Below are 16,134 nucleotides of genomic sequence, written 5' to 3' on the forward strand. Positions count from 1 at the left end.
ACCGGCCTGGCTGAGCAGTTTTTGGCGCTGCCGGCGGGATGTCACGGATTTCCGTGATTCGCAAAAGTGAAACTTTATGTAAAAGTTCGCACGCTCTCAAAAACCCCCTGACACCCCATCCGGGCTGCATTTCGCATTCGTCCGGGGCCTTGCTTCCGAGCAGCGTCCATGCCCACTGCCCTTTCAAACACGTTCCCGCGCGGCCGCCGGCTGCCCGGTTTCCGGATACAAATTTCCTCGTTGCTGACCCTCCCTTTGCTATGGGTGGCGGCCACGGCCCATTCCCAGGTCGACCTGCGCGAGATCGACCGCCAGAACCAGGTCTTCGAACGCCAGCAGCAAGAGCTCCTGCGCCAGCAGCAGGAGCGCGCCCTCCAGCAGCCGCCGCGCCAAGGCACCGATCTGCGCCCGACCGAGCCGCAGATCACGGTCCCCGACCTCGGCGTCAAATGCCGCGACATCCGCGAGATCCGGATCACCGGCGCCGCCCTGCTTCCTGACGCCGTCCGCCAGGCGCTGGTGCGCGATTTTTCGAACCGCTGCCTCGGCGTGAGCGAGCTCGAGGCCATCCTCGCCACGCTCACCAAGAGCTATATCGATCGCGGCTTCATCACGACCCGGGCCTACCTGCCGGCACAGGACCTGCGCACCGGCGTGCTGGAGATCACGGTGATCGAGGGCTCGATCGAGCGCTTCGAGCTGCAGCAGTCGGGCCGCAACGACAGTTCGACCTCGATCCGCGGCGCCTTCCCGGCCCGGCCCGGCGACCTGCTGAATCTGCGCGATCTCGAGCAAGGCATCGACCAGCTCAACAGCCTGGCCTCGAACTCGGCGACGCTCGACCTCCAGCCCGGCACTCGGCCGGGCGACAGCGTGGTCGTGGTGCGCAACCAGACGAGCTTCCCGGTGAACCTGTTCGCCACCTACGACAACCTCGGCACGCCATCGACCGGCCGCGACGCGGCATCGGCGACGGTGAGCTTCGACAGCCTGCTGGGCCTGAACGAGGTGATCGCGATCACGCGCCGCCAGTCGGTCCCCAACGACAGCGAGCACAACTCCAACAGCACCGCCTTGCATGCCGCTGTGCCCTTTGGCTACAACACCTTCAGCTTCGACGCCAGCGAGAGCAACTACGTCAACACGCTGCAACTGCCGAGCGGCCAGAAGCTGGCCTCCGAAGGCACCACGTCGACCCAGAGCCTGCTGGCCGACCGCGTGGTCTATCGCGACCAGGCGACCCGGCTGTCGCTGTCGGGCCGGCTCACCACGCAGGACAGCCGCAACTTCCTCGGCGGCGAATACCTCGCGGTCAGCAGCCGCAAGCTGAGCCCGTTCGACGTCGGCCTCGCCGGCTTCACGCAGGCCGCGGGCGGCGTCTTCAACGGCCGGGTGGCCTACGTGCGCGGCCTCAGCATCCTGGGTGCGCTGGAAGACCCGGACCGTCTGCCCGGCGATCTGCCGCACGCGCAGTTCAACAAGTTCACGCTCGACCTCGGCTTCAACCGCCGCTTCGACATCGCCGACCGGCCGCTGCTGCTGTCGAGCCAGTTCAGCGGCCAGCACAGCAATGACACGCTGTACGGCTCGCAGCAGATCCTGATCGGTGGCCCCGGCTCCGTGCGGGGCTCGATGCTCAACACCCTGAGCGGCGACAGTGGCTACTACCTGCACAACGACGTCTCGCTGCCATGGCAAACCACGCTCGGCGGCCAGCCGATCACGGGCCGGGTCTACGCGGGCTACGACTTCGGCTCGGTCAGCAACCGGCCCCCCGGGGTGCCTTCGGGATCGATGTCCGGCGTGACCCTCGGCGTCGCCCTGCAGTGGCGCGGACTCAGCGCCGACCTGTTCGCATCGCGCGCCGCGCACCTTCCGGGCGGGATGCCTAGCGAAGGGACCCTCTACAGCATCCGCCTCTCCTATTCCCTGTGAACCAGACGAAGGAACCGCCATGAACCACATCTATCGCATCGTCTGGAACACCACCGTCCACGCCTGGGTCGCCGTCGCCGAAACCGCGCGCGGGCGCAGCAAGAGCAGCAAGAGCAGCAAGAGCAGCAAGAGCAGCAAGAGCAGCAAGAGCAGCAAGGCCAGCCGTCCAGCCGCGCCGCTGCTGGTCGCCGCCGCGCTGGCGGGCGCGTTCGGCGCCTCGACGGCCTCGGCGCAGACCGCCGTGGCCGCCCCCGGCGGGCAGACCAACGTGTACCTGGCCCCGAACGGCGTGACCGTGGTCAACATCGCCAACCCGAATGCGGCGGGCCTGTCGCACAACCGCTACCAGCAGTTCAACGTCAACGCCGCCGGCCTGATCCTCAACAACACGACCACCCAGCAGATCACCTACAGCTCGCAGCTGGCCGGGCAGATCATGGCCAACTACAACGCGGCGAAGTCGGCCAACGTGATCCTCAACGAGGTGGTCGCGAACAACCGCAGCACCCTCGCCGGCTTTACCGAAGTGCTCGGCGGCAGGGCCGACGTCGTGCTGGCCAATCCCTACGGCATCACCTGCTCGAGCTGCGGCTTCATCAACACCGACCGCGTGACGCTGACCACCGGCCTGCCCTTCATGCGGGCCGACGGCAGCCTCGGCGGCTTCAACGTCAGCGGCGGCGACATCCTGGTCACGGGCAACGGACTCAACGCGACCGCGCAGCAGGTGCTCGACCTGGTGACGCGTTCCGTGCGCATCGAAGGCAACATCAATGCGCAGGACCTCGGCATCACGACCGGCACCAACCAATGGGACTACGGCACGCGCGCGGTCACGGGCGGCGTCGCCGCGCAGGGCAGCGCGCCGGTCTACGCCATCGACAGCGCCGCGCTCGGCGGCATGTACGCCAACCGGATCAAGCTCAGCGCGACCGAGGCCGGCGTGGGCGTGCGCATGCTCGGCGACGCGGCCGCCAGCGCGGAAGACTTCGTGCTCTCGGCCGCCGGACGGGTCGAACTTCAGAACCGCATCTCGGCGCGGCGCGACGTGCTGCTGGCGAGCACCAGCAACGATGCCGCCGCGATCGCACTGACCGACGCCAGCCTGACCGCGGCCCGCGACGTTGCCGCGACCGCGCGCCTGGGCGGGCTGGCGCTGGTGCGCAGCGCCGTCATCGCGGGCAATGACCTGAAGGCCAGCGGCGCGCGTCTCGACGCCGGCCAAGGCGCTCGCCTGCAGGCCGGCGGCGCACTCGACGCCGAAGCGACGGCGGGCGACATGGCGCTCGGCGCCGCCGCCGTTCGAGCCCAGGGCGATCTGCGACTGGCAAGCAGCGGCAAGCTGTCGACCGCGACCGGCGACGGCCAGGGCGTGCAGAGCGTCGCGGGCCAACTGGCGATCGACGCCACGGGCGGCCTCTCGAACACGGGCGTCATCACTGCCGACCAGGGTTCGGTCACCGTGCGCGCGGGCACGCAGATCGTGAACCGCGGCACCCTCAACGCCGGCCAGGCCCTGGACATCGCCGACGCGGCCGGCGGGGCGAGCCAAGCCCTCGGCAACAGCGGCAACCTGCTCGCCGGCGGGTCGATGCGCACACGCGCCGCGGCGATCGACAACAGCGGCTGGATGCAGGCCGGCAGCACCAACACCATCGACGCCGCGAGCCTGCGCAACACGGGCCGCGTGCTGGCCGTCACTGGCAGCGCGACGCTGAACGTGGCGGGCACGCTGGACAACGGCGGCAGTGTGCGCGCGGCGCAGGACATCGTGGCCAAGGCCGGGCAGTTGAACAACAGCGGCGACCTGCTCGCCGCGCGCGCGATGAGCTTGCAGGCCGGCGAGGTCACCAACAGTGCCGATGGCTGGATCCAGGCCGCATCCCACAGCACGGTCGCGGCGGATTCGCTTGCCAACAGCGGCACCTGGCTGCTTTCGCAGCAGGCCGGCTCGGCCGACCAGGTCGAGGTCGGCGGCAGCCTGCTCAACGCGGGCGTGATGCAGTCGGCCGGCGACGCGTCGGTGAGCGCCGGCGATCTCGACAATCGCCAGGTGATGGCCGCTGGCGGCAAGCTGGGCATCACGACGACCGGCACGCTGAAGAATGCGTCCGGCGCGGTGCTGCAGGCCGGCCAGGCGCTGGCGCTCGGCAGCGGCGGCGCCATCGCCAACGCAACCGGCGGCACGCTCGCGGGCGCGAGCGTCGCGCTGAGCGGTGCCCAAGGGCTGGACAACGCCGGTGTGGTCGCGGCATCCGCCGGCGACACCGTCGTGCGCGTCGATGGCGCGATCGACAACAGTGGCAAGGTCCACGCAGCGGGCGCCCTCGATATCGCCGACCTGAACGGCGGCGCCACGCAATCGCTGGACAACAGCGGGCAACTGCTGGCCGACGGCGCGCTGGCGCTGAAGGCCGCTGCGGTCAGCAACCAGTCGAACGGCTGGGTACAGGCCGCGAGTGGCAGCACCATCGACGCGGCGAGCCTCGACAACCAGGGCGTCTGGCTGCTCTCCACGCAGTCGGGCGGTCCCGCCAGCCAGGTGCGCGTCGCAGGCACGCTGACCAACAGCGGCACGATGCAGGCGCAGCAGGACGCCGTGCTCACGGCCAGCCGCGTCGACAACCAGGCGCTGGCCCTGCTGCGCACCGGCGGCAACCTGCAGGTCAACGCCAGCGGCAGCCTGCGCAACGCCGGCACCCTGCAGGCCGGCAACGGCCAGGCGGGCAATGGCGCAGTCCTCGGCATTTCGGGCACCGGCAGCCAGGTCGACAACACCGTCGGCGCCGTCATGCTCGGCGACGAGCTGGCGATCGACGTGGGCGACCTCACGAACGCGGGCAACATCCAGGGCGGCGCCGGCGCCGATTCGCGCATCGCCGCCAGCGGCACCCTCACGAACCAGGCTGGCGGCGTGGTCACGATGGCGTCGACCACGGCCGGCGGCGGCACGTTGTCGGGCAAGGGCATCGTCAATCGGGGCACACTGCAATCGCTCGGCGCGCTCACGGTCGGCATCGGCAGCGACGGCCTGCAGAGCCGGGTCGACGGCACGGCGGGCAACGGCGACATCCTGGCCAACCGGGCCCTGACGCTGCAAGCCCTCGGCGCCAACAGCTACACGGCCACCATCGACGGCACGCTGCAAAGCGGCGGCGCGTTGACCGTGACCGGCGACCCGCAGTCGACGCTGGCCCTCAACGGCAATGCGCTCGGCGACAGCGTCAGCGTGAACACCGGCAACGTCGCGATCGGCGCGCGTTCCGCGCTGGTGTCGCAGGGCGACCTGCACCTCCAGGCCAAGACGCTGTCGCTCGCGGTGCAGGGATCGGGGTCGGCCGCCAAGACCGGGCGCGTCCTCGCCGCGCTGGGCGGCAGCGGGACAGGCACGGTCGAAATCTCCCAGGCTCTCACCAACAACGGGCTGATCTTCTCCGCCAACGACCTCGAGGTGAAGGCGCCGTCGATCACCGTGGGGGCCACCGGCGCCTTGTCGGCGCTGCACGACCTGCGCGTGGAAGCCAACGGCGGCGCACTGGACCTGAGTGCCGCCACACCGGCCGCCTCCGCTGGCAACCTGAACAACGCCGGCCTGCTCTATGCGGGCAACGTCAGCTTCGACACGATCGAGAAGAAGGACACGACCAGCAGCTTCGCCACGCGCTTCGAAGGCACGAACCTGAGCGCCGGCGGCGCCGCCAGCGTCGACGCCGGGGGCAAGGTCGACTTCGCGGCAGCCAAGAATACGGCCTCGTCGAGCAGCCAGGACGTGGGCGTCGACGTGGGCATCACGGCCGGAAAATCGGGTGCCAGCGGCAGCGCCGCGGTCGGCTATGCGCAGTCCAGGAGCAGCCTGGACGAGGACGTGGCCGGCAGCATCCAGAGCGGCAGCGGTCCCCTCAGCATCAAGAGCGGCGGCGATGCGAGCTTCACCGGGACGAAGATCGGGAGTGACCAGGGCGACGTGTCCGTGTCGGCTGGCGGCAACCTGAACTTCAACGCGGCGCGCAAGGTCGAGAGCAGCAGCGCGCTCTCGGTCGACGTCTCTGCCTCCGCGTCGGGCGAGAAGAAGGACAACGTCGGCGGAACCCGGGGCACCGACGGCAAGAAGACCGGCGGCGAGACCATGGACTCGCGCAGCGGCGCAGCCGGCCTGGCCGTGGGCTCGTCCAAGTCGAACAGCGACACGGCGACCGGCGGCAGCATCGGCAGCGGCGCGGGCGCGATCCGACTTTCGTCCGGCATGAACACCACGCTCGAAGGCACCCAGGTGAAGGCCGCCAACGGCATCGCGGCCGACGCCGGCGGCAGTTTCTCGCAGAAGGACGCCAAGAGTTCGTCGAGTTCGCAGACCGTGGGCTTCGCGGCATCGGGGTCGGGGTCGAGCCTGACGCCCACCAAGAAGGCCGCGGCGAAGACACCGGCAGCGCCCGCACCCGCACCCGCACCAGCACCAGCACCAGCACCCGCTCCGAAGCCCAGCGCTGGTGCCGCCACGCCGGCCACCCCTGCGAAGGCGCCAGTGAATCCCAATGCCCAGCAAAAGGGCAGCGGTTCGCTCGATGTCTACGTCGACAATCAGAAGAGCAGCGGTTCGCAGGCCACCAAGCTCGACGGCGGCGCGGGCGGGGTGGTCATCAACCAGGGCCATGGCGGCAAGTAGGAAGCCATCTTCGAAGCCGTCGCGGCAGCAGGCTTCGAACTGGCTTTTGTGAATGCGTAGCAACTCCATGCCGGCGATCGTCACCGCCGTCCCCGCTGAGAAGCGCGGACGGTCTCACCTTATGCGAGGCCGTCCGAAGAATTCACCACGAGCAAGTTTGCCAACTCGATCAAGCTCGGAGCCATCGCGTCGAAATATGCCTCCGTCCCGACATCCGCTCGAGCCAGGGGGCCGAACTCCAGGGGTCGCGGAATGAAAGCCACCTTGAATCCGAACTTCTTCGCAGCCGCCAGATCGTATTTGTGGCACGCGACCATGAGGATCTCGTCGGCGCGCATACCGAGTGACTTCTGCGCCAATGCATAGACCCGAGGATCCGGCTTCGCTGAATCCACCAGTTCCGAAGTCAGAACACAATCGAACGGGAGGCCGTGCGTCTTGACGATGTTGATGATGGAGGCCATCGAACCGTTCGACAGCGTCGACAACTTGAATCGATGGTGAAGCTGCATGAGTCCCGGTCGTGTATCCGGCCACGGTTTCAGGGTCGACCATGTGGCGCTCAATCCGTCGCGGTCCTCTGGCGACAGCACGCTCCCCCAGTCGACCTGGCCCAGGAGGTCATCCAGCGTGCTCCGATAGATGCAATCTGTGGACTTCCATGGCAGCTCACCCGCCAGCATGCGGTCCAGTTCATCGCGGTAGGACTTGCGCCACCGATTCAGAACGTCGGTCCAATCCACCTGGATACTCCGGCTCCCGGTGAGCTTCGTTCCTGCATCGACGATCGTGGTGTAGAAGTCGAGCAAGCTGCCTTGCATGTCGAACGTCAATGCCTTGATCGACAAGGGATCGATTCGGCAAAAAGCCGTTTCGGGCGAACGAGCAACGAGAGTTTCCTGCGATCGAATCATCGATTTTCTCGGTTTGCGGTGAGGGCGCTCCGGCGCAGTGCGCGCCTCGTTCGGCAAACGATCAGTGGTCGAGTGTGCCTTCGATGGATTCGCTTGCTTTGCCAAGCGGCGGCCCCAGAAACTCCACCCCCCATCGTTGGCCGAATGCGTCGAGCACGGCTGGCTGCGGGATGCCGTCGCGCATCACCTCGCCCAGCCCGGTGAAGAAGGCCGCCGCGAACTGCAACCCGATGGCAGGAATGTCGATCGAGGACTCGGCGCGCGTGGAACACACGAACTTGAGACTCATGTGGATCCTCCAGGCGGACGGGTTCAGGGTTTGCGGGCATCCGGCAGCAGACCGCCGGCATCCGCGGGGTAGCCGGCCGCAGCGTACTGCCGCGCCTTGGCGTCGAAGTAGTCGCGCACCCAACCGAAGCGTTCGCCGTCTTTGGGCAGCCCGACGGTCTCGGCGATGCCGGCGAGGCTGATGGTCTGGCCGCGGGCGCCCCAGTTGCCTTCGGGCACCTCGTCGAGGATCACGAGGATGCTGGCCCCCTGGTGCGCCGACGGAGGACCGTCCATCGTCTTGACGATCGCATCGTTGACTCCCTGATGCACTTCGCTCTTGTGCGCCTGGTTCATGTAGCCCTCCGGGATGCTGACGCGGGCAAGGAACTGGCCGGGTGCGGTGACGAAGGTGGCGTCGGACTTGCCGCCGACCCACCAGTCGCCGGCGGGCACCTCGGTGAAGATGACGGAGGCGAACGCCAGTCCCCCGTGAGTCTTGGCGCCGCCCTCCATGGTGAGCAGGACGTCGGTGAGGCGCTGGGCCAGCGCGGCCTTGCGTGTGGCATCGAGCGCCCCCGCGGGATGTTGCAGATGAATGATCGGCATGCGAATGTCTCCAGGGATCGGGTTCAACGGACGGACTCGACGATCAACAGATCAGCGTCTTGCGCGCCGGTCTCGATCGTGATTCGGGCTTCTCCCCAGATGCCGGTGCTGTCGCGCCGACCCAGACGGGTGCCATTGCATGAGGCCTCGCCTTCCAGCACGAAGACATAGACGCCGTGCTCGGGCGATGCGGGCAGGTAATCGATGGTTTGCACCTGGTCGCTCGCCAGCCGCGACACCCTGAGGTCCTGCGAGATCCGGAGTGCACCGTCGGCCCTGCCCACCAGCGGAACGATCTGGTTGCGCTGAGAGGCCGCATCGAAATGGTGGCGCGCATAGGACGGCGGCAGCAACAACTGGTCCGGCAGGATCCAGAGGTAGATCACGTTGACGTCCTCGTTCTCGAGGTTGCGCTCGCAATGCTTGCCGCCTGCGCCGGCCGAGAAAGCGTAGTAGTCGCCCTGCTTCAGCTGGTCGATCTTGCCGACGGTGTTGATGTGGGTCAGCGTGCCCTGCAGCACGAACGCGCAAATGATGAAGTTGTGGTGCGGATGGATGTTGTAGCCACAGCCGGCGCCGCGGAAGACTTCGTCGCCGAAGACGCGCACGCGGCCGAAGCCTGCACGGCCCGATTGATACGGTCCGAAATTGAAGCTCGAGTGGCGCGACAGGGTCGCTTCGGGGTGGCCACCGATATAGGACGAGGCCTCCCCGGTCGACAGGAAGTGGTCGTAGCCGCGCTCGCTGTCGCGCAGGACGAAAGTGTCGTTCATGGTCGTTCTTCCTCGTGCGTTCAGAGCGTGGCGTGCGAGACAGGCTGCCCGGCGGCATAGGGCAGCTCGACCATCTCGAAGCGGTGCTTGGGGGTGCCGCAATCGGGGCAGACCCAGTCGTCGGGGATGTCGGCCCAACGGGTGCCCGGGGCGAGCCCGTGCTCGGGCAGGCCCAGCGCCTCGTCGTACAGGAAGCCGCAGCCCAGGCACAAGTGGCGCGTCAGCGCTTCGTCAGTCATCGGGGTTCTCCATGGAAAACGGCCGAACCGACTCGGCCTGGTCTGCGCCTTGAGTAGCGCGTGACGCATTTTAGTAGCGCGTCACGCATCAATGCAAGGGTTTTGCTAGAATTTCAGCCATCGGCCTGATGCGCCACCAATGGATGAAAGCCCCGATGCCCGCCCTGGACCCTTCCTTGAACCTGCGCGAGCAGGTACTCGCCCAACTCCGCTCGGAAATCGTCTCGGGGCGCGCCGCCCCCGGCACCGTCTACACGGTGCCGACGCTGTCGACGGAATTGGGGGTCTCGACCACGCCGGTGCGTGAAGCCTTGCTGGAACTGAGCCGCAACGGCCTCGTGTCACCGATGCGGAACCGCGGCTTCAAGGTCGAGGCCACCTCATTGAGTGACCTGGAGAACCTCTTCGATCTGCGCGTGCTTCTCGAGAGCAGCGCACTGGTCGCCGTGGCCAGGCGCGGTCTCACCGACACCGCGCCGCTGATCGCGCTCGCCGACGAGGTCCGCGATGCAGTGGGCCGCGACGACGTGCGCGGCTACATCGATTCCGACCGGCGTTTCCATGCGGCGCTGGTGGCGCGTGCGAACAACCCGCTGTTGACCAAGCTGGTCCTGAGCCTGCGTGACGACATGCGCCTCTACGGCATCGACTCGGACGAGGGCAAGAAAAGACAGCAGGCCTCGGTCGGCGAGCACTATCAGATGATCGAGCTGGCGGTCGCGGGCGAGAGCGATGCGATCGCGGCCCTCATCACCCGGCATATCCAGGAGTGGAAGCCGTTGTTCACCGCGGCGCTGCAGAAGCTGGCCTGATGGATTTGCGCGCGCTCCGACCTCAATGCGCGCGCCACGCCATTCCGCAGAGCCAGAGCCGGCGCGAGCCGCTCACCGACTCCGCGGGCCATTCCTACTTCGCGCCCGGCAAATCCGGCGTACCGCCTTGCGGCGTGACTTGCCGGTTGGGGTGACGGGCTTCGCGCGAAGCGACATGCTTCTGCGCGGTGAGTCCGGCCTTGTCATTGCCGATGCTGTCGTTCTCGGCCGTCTTGATCTCATCGCCGCCAATGGCCTTGACCTGGCCCGGTGCTCGCGCATCCTTCTTCGCTTCAGCGCGGAGTTGGGGCTTGCTGTTCAGGATCGGCGAGCGGGTGGACGAGGCATCGCCGCTGGGCTGAGCCTGTGCCGTGCCCATTGCAGCCGCAGCTGCGAGTGCGAGGACGGCGAGTGCATGGATATTCTTCATTTGGAGACCTCTTCTCAATGATGTTGATTGACGGAAGTGACGGCTTCTGCGAGTCACGGGTCGATCATTCCGCCGAGGTCTTTCGAACTGATTGCATTCAGCCGGGTGCGTGTTACGCATGTAACCCAGCGATTGCGACGCGTGCTCCATCAGCCCGTGACCAACCCGAACACCAGCTTCAGGTTGAGGCCGATGATGAGGGCCGACACGCTCCAAGCGGCGAACTTCACCCACCCCCGGTTGGCGAACTCTCCCATGAGTCTCGCATCGTTGGTGAACTTCACCAGCGGAACGACTGCGAACGGAAGCTGCAGGCTCAGGATGACCTGGCTGAAGATGAGCAGCTTGGTGGTTCCGCTTTCTCCATACAGCCACGCGACAACCACGGCCGGAACGATCGCGAGCAGCCGGGTCACCAGCCGCCGCGCCCACGGCGCGATCTTCACGTCGATGAAGCCCTCCATGACGATCTGGCCGGCCAGCGTCGCGGTCACCGTCGAGTTCTGGCCCGAGGCGAGCAATGCCGCGGCGAAGAGCACGCTGGCGATGGCTCCTCCGAGCATGGGGGTCAGGAGGTCGTAGGCCTGGTGGATGTCGGCCACGTCGACGCGGCCGTTGACATGGAAGGCCGACGCCGCAAGGATGAGGATCGCCGCATTGATGAACAGGGCGAAGACGAGCGCGATGGTGCTGTCGAACGTGGCGAAACGCAATGCCTCGCGCATCCCGCCGGGGGTCCGCTCGAAGCGCCTCGTCTGCACCAGCGCCGAATGCAGATACAGGTTGTGCGGCATCACGGTGGCGCCCAGGATGCCTATCGCCAGATAGAGCATCGCCGGGTTCGACGCGATCTCTGCCGTCGGCACGAAGCCTTTCGCGACGGCCGCCAGGTCGGGCCGCGACAGAAACAGCTCCACCGCGAAGCAGCCGGTGATGATCACCATCAGCGCCACCACGAAAGCCTCGAGTTGCCGGAAGCCTCGCTGATGCAGCATCAGGATCAACAGCACATCGAAGGCCGTGAGGCAGACACCCGTCACGAGGGGAATGCCGAAAAGCAGCTGGAGCGCGATGGCCGTTCCGATGACTTCGGCGAGATCGCATGCGGCAATGGCGATCTCGCAGAGTATCCACAGGGCGACGCGCGTCGGTGCGCTGTAGTGGACGCGGCACGCCTGTGCCAGGTCCAGCCCGGCGACGATGCCCAACTTCGCCGACAACGATTGCAGCAGCATCGCCATCAGGCTGGAGAGCAGCACCACCGAAAGCAGGGTGTAGCCGAAGGCCGACCCGCCCGCGATGCCTGTCGCCCAGTTGCCGGGGTCCATGTAGCCGACTGCGACGAGGTAACCCGGGCCGGCAAAGGCGGCCAGCTTGCGCCAGAAGTTGCCCACACCGCCGGGCACGCGCACGGAGCGGTACGCTTCCGGCAAGCTCGGCGCGATCGCGTTGACAGGAATAGGGGCGGCAATCTGTACGACTTGCGACGACGGCATGGCGGTTCTCGGGCTGATGTTCACATTTCAACGGGGAAGATCGACGCATGCCGGGCCTGGCAAGGCCCGCGGTTTGCGCCGCTCGGCTCAAGCCCCGATGGCCTTGGCAATGGGGACGATGCCCTGCGTGACGCGCGGAAAGCTGGCGAGCGCTTCGGGAGAGATGTTCAGATGCTGCATGACCAGCTCCGGCGGCAAGTGGCCCAGCCAGTTCGCCAACGACACTTCTTCATAGCGGTCCGCACGAAATACCTCGACGAACTGCAGCACGTCATCGCCGGTGTTCTCGACATAGTGGCCGAGATTGCGACGCACCACGCCGACGTCGCCCGCACGAAAGTCGTTGGTCGTCGCCTTCGGTCCGGTATTGAAGACGGTCATCCGACCGGTGCCGCGAAGGTAGTACTGCCACTCGTCCGCGTTGGGATGCCAATGCATCTCGCGCATGCCACCCGGCTCGATGGTGACCAGTGCCGTCGCGATCGTCTTCGCAATCGGAAAGTTCGAACTGTCGGCGAACTGGATGCGCCCACCATCGTTCTGTTTGATGGCCGGTGACCGCGAGAGGCGAAAGATGACCGCCTCGGTGCCTTCGACCACCTGGGCCGCCTTGCGGTCGGCCTCTAGGCTCCCGGGCTCGGCACCTTGGAAGATCCAGAGGTTGTGGAGCGGGATGTCCTTGAAGGTCTCGACCGGTACGCCGAAGTTCTTCGCCAGCACATCGGGCGGCGTGTGGGCGATCCAGTCCGTGATGAGCAAGGTGTTGCTTTCCGATTGCGACCCGTCGTCGAACGCGATGACGAATTCCGCGCCCTCCGGGCCCAGCCCCTGCAGCGAGTGCGGCAAACCCGCCGGGAAGTACCAGATGTCGCCCGCCTCGACGTCCTCGACACTCGGCCGACCGCGCTGATCGAGCATCGTCACGCGGCACCGGCCTCGCGTCATCACCGCCCATTCCGCGGTCTGGTGCCAGTGCAGTTCCCGAATTCCGCCGGCTGCCAGAAACATGTTCACCCCCGAGATCTCGTCGGAAATCGCGAAGTCGGCCTGGGTCAATTCACGTGCCCAGCCGCCGGCCTGCTGGCGGCGCGGCGAAATGTTGAACGAGGACCAGAAGAAGGGCTGGGTGCTGATGTCGGTCGCGGGCGCATTGGTGGCGGAAGGAAATTGGCCCTCGAGCACTGGGTTGCGGGGGCCTTCCATGCGCGCACTGCCGGTGTCGCCCACTAGATTGATCGTGCCTTCCGCTGGCTGATCCGGATTGCCGAAGGTCGGCGCCTCGTGATGCGGGACTTGCTGCGGGGCGGCATCGGTCGTGTTTTGGTGCGTTCTGGTGGTCATCGAAGTTCTCCGAAGTGCATGCCGCGCGAAAAGCGTTGTGCGCAGGCTGGGTTGAAGGTGTATCGCTTTGCCGCGATGACGGCACGCGTCCATGCTCGCGCCTGAGGATTGCAGAGCCATTTCGGCTTTCCGGACCGAATTTCAGTTGAAACCTCAGGGATCGTTGGCACGCTGCGGGAGGGCTGACGCAACCACATCGCCTCTCATGCAGGCCTTCCCCGACGCCCGTTTCATTCAGGGGAGCTATCGCGCTTCGATCTCGCGCTGCCTTTCGACGTCGAGAGCATGCAAATGCCGAGGGCCGGAACCAGTACCGCCATCCAGATCGCGTGAGATTGAAATCGATAGGTGGTCAGTCCGCCGATCCCTGCACCAGCCGCAAATGCTGCAATCGTCATGCTCAGGGCAATGGCCTGCTTCTGCGCGGCCCCGTCTCGATGGAAGACCATGCTCGTGATGGCCTCGATCAGATTGCGCAAGTTGCCGGTCGTCATGGTGGAGTTGTAGGTCCAGGCGTGCACGCGTCCGAAATAGCTCAACTGCAAGCCGGCGGCAAAGGCCAGGACCGCAGTGACCAGCGACGCTGGCGTCGGTGGCGAAAGGAGCGCGATCACGAGCAGGGCTGTTGCTTCCAGGGCGAGGACCGCAATGTCCGGCCGCCTGAGAAAGGATGCGGGACGTTGCATCTTGAGCAACTGCGATGCGACAACGCCGAGCCCAAAGGCCAGGATGGACGGGAGATGACGCGTCGCCGCGAGCCAATGACCTTGAGCTATCGAAATCGTCATCAGGATGACGTTCCCACTTTGTGCGCCCGCGAAAACACCACCCCAACCCACATAGGAATAGGCGTCGAGAAAGCCACCCAGGAACGACATGGCCACTGCGATCTGCAAACCGCGCGTGGGGTCGAGGCGTTCGGCGTTGGCGATCATGGGGGCGATCGTCTCCGAGTTGGGTGCCAGACGTGTTTCGAACCCACGGCGGTCTGTTTCAGATGCAAGATCAGGCCATGTCCTGGCGGCATGCTGCACGGCGGTGCTCACTCGTATGGTGGTCCCGCTGCCCTCTGCGGACATCGCCCGATATGCGTCCCCTCGCCGGCTGCCCCCACCCGGTTTCGAAGCCAGATCGAGCGGCCGATCTGCTCGTCGTCGGAACGCTGATCAGGGCCCAACCCAGCCAGCCGTTCAACCGTGCGCGCGCAACGTCCGGTCCCAACCCGACAGCCGACGGCTGCGTGCCGACCTCTGCGTCAGACCTTGTTGAGTTTGGGCGCCTTCCACGATCCCTTCAAGGCTGCCTCTTTCGGCCAGTAGAGCCGCATATACAGATTGAACGGCCCCTTCGGCGCCGGCAACCAGTTGGCCTCTTTGTCTTTGCCTGGTGACTCCTGCTGGATGTAGAGAGTGAGCCCGCCATCAGGATCGCGCTTCAGCTTCGGCAACATCGGCGAATTGATAAGGTAGCGACTGAGCGGGTTCTCGACCAGCAAACTTGCCGGGAGCTCGTACATCGTCAGTGACCAGAACGCATTCACGGGCGGCAATTGGCCGGCGGCAAAGTGCAGCGTGTAGCGATTCGAACCGTCGAGCGGCTGACCATTGGCATCCACCCCGTAGACGGGATAGAGGGCCTCTTCCTTCGAGTTGCCGTAGATGCCGATCGTCGCGAGCATCCGGTTCAGGTAGTTGTTCTTCATCGACTCGCGTGTGCCGAACAGGTCGCCGGCGCTCAGCTTTCCTTGGTCGAATTGCTTTGACAAGGCGCCCATCGACTGCCAGGCGTCATTCATTCCCTGCTGGATCGCCATCTTGATCTCAGGAGACGACTTGTCGGCGTCGAAGTGCTGCCCGGGCCCGACTCCGATCTTCGAAAAGTGCGCCATGAGCGCCTTCTCCGACGGGTGAGTCGGTGCGAACTGGAGCACGAAGTTCAGCACGTCGAAGAACGCGAGCGAGCCTTTCTGGTCGGCCTGCGACAGTGGCTTGATGTATTCGATGGCTGGTGGCGCCTTGGGCGCAGGCCCTCCAATGAATGCGGACAGCGGTGCGACCTTGTAGCCGGCCTGAATTTCCTTGACCTTGTCGAGGTCGTCAGGGCTCAAGAGCTGCGTGCGATAGATCGCCATGACCAGGTCGGACTCCGACCTCAGCACCTTCTTGATTCCCTTCGGTGTCGCACCATGCCAGTGCGGACCCGCGATGAGGTAGCTGCCTCCGGCGTTGCCGGTCGCACGACTGCCCAGGTAGCCAAAGTTGAAGGTGTACGCGTCGATGAGTTGCACGCTGAAGTAGCGCCCCTTGTCGATCGGCGGCAAGGTCAAGACCATCGGCTCCGCACGCAGGTCCAGACCGACGAAGGAATAGGGCGTGTCGGAATTTGGGGTCTGGATCGCGATGTCCTTGGGCGTGTAGACACGCGGCACGTTCGTGATCTGGTTCCATGGCCCCTTGAACTCCGGGTTGGCCTGATCAACGAAGTAGCCGTATTCGACACGATAGCTGTCGACCATTGGATAGCCGTAGATGTAGGCTTCCTTGGCGATGGCGCGGGCTTGCTCGGCGTTGACTGTGACGGCGGCATGGCTCGCGGCAAATGGCAACAGCAGACAGGCGAGCGCGGTGAGCAATCGGTGCTTGAACATTGGCTTCC

Annotated in this window: 13 protein-coding genes; 3 read left to right on the top strand and 10 right to left on the bottom strand. The window is 66.0% G+C overall.

All coding sequences use genetic code 11. The features are described from left to right. Window positions 1-240 precede the first annotated feature (240 nt). Both QTI33_RS09365 and QTI33_RS09370 read left to right on the top strand, forming a co-directional pair. On the top strand, window positions 241-1,935 hold the full coding sequence (locus QTI33_RS09365; protein WP_286505514.1) for a ShlB/FhaC/HecB family hemolysin secretion/activation protein: 1,695 nt from the start codon (window positions 241-243) through the stop codon (window positions 1,933-1,935). A gap of 19 nt (window positions 1,936-1,954) precedes the next feature. Beyond that, complete coding sequence (locus QTI33_RS09370; RefSeq protein WP_286505516.1) at window positions 1,955-6,598, top strand: two-partner secretion domain-containing protein; 4,644 nt, start codon at window positions 1,955-1,957, stop codon at window positions 6,596-6,598. Window positions 6,599-6,717: 119 nt separating this feature from the next. On the opposite strand, the gene QTI33_RS09375 is transcribed toward QTI33_RS09370, so the two are convergent. The 5 genes from QTI33_RS09375 to QTI33_RS09395 form a co-directional block, all read right to left on the bottom strand. After that, window positions 6,718-7,512 carry a haloacid dehalogenase type II gene (locus QTI33_RS09375; RefSeq protein ID WP_286505517.1) on the bottom strand — a complete coding sequence of 265 codons (795 nt, stop codon included), beginning with the start codon at window positions 7,510-7,512 and terminating at the stop codon, window positions 6,718-6,720. Between the two features lie 61 nt (window positions 7,513-7,573). Next, window positions 7,574-7,801, bottom strand: coding sequence for a hypothetical protein (locus tag QTI33_RS09380; RefSeq protein WP_286505518.1), 228 nt, complete (start codon window positions 7,799-7,801; stop codon window positions 7,574-7,576). 23 nt (window positions 7,802-7,824) lie between these two features. Beyond that, window positions 7,825-8,388, bottom strand: a complete 564-nt coding sequence (locus QTI33_RS09385) for a tautomerase family protein (protein WP_286505519.1) — start codon at window positions 8,386-8,388, stop codon at window positions 7,825-7,827. A gap of 23 nt (window positions 8,389-8,411) precedes the next feature. Next, window positions 8,412-9,161, bottom strand: a complete 750-nt coding sequence (locus tag QTI33_RS09390) for a pirin family protein (RefSeq protein WP_286505520.1) — start codon at window positions 9,159-9,161, stop codon at window positions 8,412-8,414. A gap of 20 nt (window positions 9,162-9,181) precedes the next feature. Beyond that, a complete protein-coding gene (locus QTI33_RS09395; protein WP_286505757.1) occupies window positions 9,182-9,373 on the bottom strand; it encodes a rubredoxin in 192 nt (63 codons plus the stop codon). Between the two features lie 182 nt (window positions 9,374-9,555). On the opposite strand from QTI33_RS09395, the gene QTI33_RS09400 reads away from it, so the two are divergent. Beyond that, window positions 9,556-10,212, top strand: a complete 657-nt coding sequence (locus tag QTI33_RS09400) for a GntR family transcriptional regulator (RefSeq protein ID WP_286505522.1) — start codon at window positions 9,556-9,558, stop codon at window positions 10,210-10,212. 94 nt (window positions 10,213-10,306) lie between these two features. Here the strand turns inward: QTI33_RS09400 and QTI33_RS09405 are convergent, their stop codons facing one another. The 5 genes from QTI33_RS09405 to QTI33_RS09425 form a co-directional block, all read right to left on the bottom strand. After that, on the bottom strand, window positions 10,307-10,642 hold the full coding sequence (locus tag QTI33_RS09405) for a cell envelope biogenesis protein TolA (protein ID WP_286505524.1): 336 nt from the start codon (window positions 10,640-10,642) through the stop codon (window positions 10,307-10,309). Window positions 10,643-10,791: 149 nt separating this feature from the next. Beyond that, window positions 10,792-12,138: an Nramp family divalent metal transporter gene (locus tag QTI33_RS09410; RefSeq protein ID WP_286505525.1), complete on the bottom strand. Its 1,347-nt coding sequence runs from the start codon at window positions 12,136-12,138 to the stop codon at window positions 10,792-10,794. Window positions 12,139-12,225: 87 nt separating this feature from the next. Continuing rightward, window positions 12,226-13,479, bottom strand: coding sequence for a cupin domain-containing protein (locus QTI33_RS09415; protein WP_286505526.1), 1,254 nt, complete (start codon window positions 13,477-13,479; stop codon window positions 12,226-12,228). Window positions 13,480-13,709: 230 nt separating this feature from the next. Continuing rightward, complete coding sequence (locus QTI33_RS09420; protein WP_286505527.1) at window positions 13,710-14,414, bottom strand: YoaK family protein; 705 nt, start codon at window positions 14,412-14,414, stop codon at window positions 13,710-13,712. A gap of 320 nt (window positions 14,415-14,734) precedes the next feature. Beyond that, window positions 14,735-16,126: a DUF1254 domain-containing protein gene (locus QTI33_RS09425; protein WP_286505528.1), complete on the bottom strand. Its 1,392-nt coding sequence runs from the start codon at window positions 16,124-16,126 to the stop codon at window positions 14,735-14,737. Window positions 16,127-16,134: the final 8 nt, after the last annotated feature.

The organism is Variovorax davisae (assembly GCF_030316845.1).
Taxonomy (GTDB): domain Bacteria; phylum Pseudomonadota; class Gammaproteobacteria; order Burkholderiales; family Burkholderiaceae_C; genus Variovorax; species Variovorax davisae.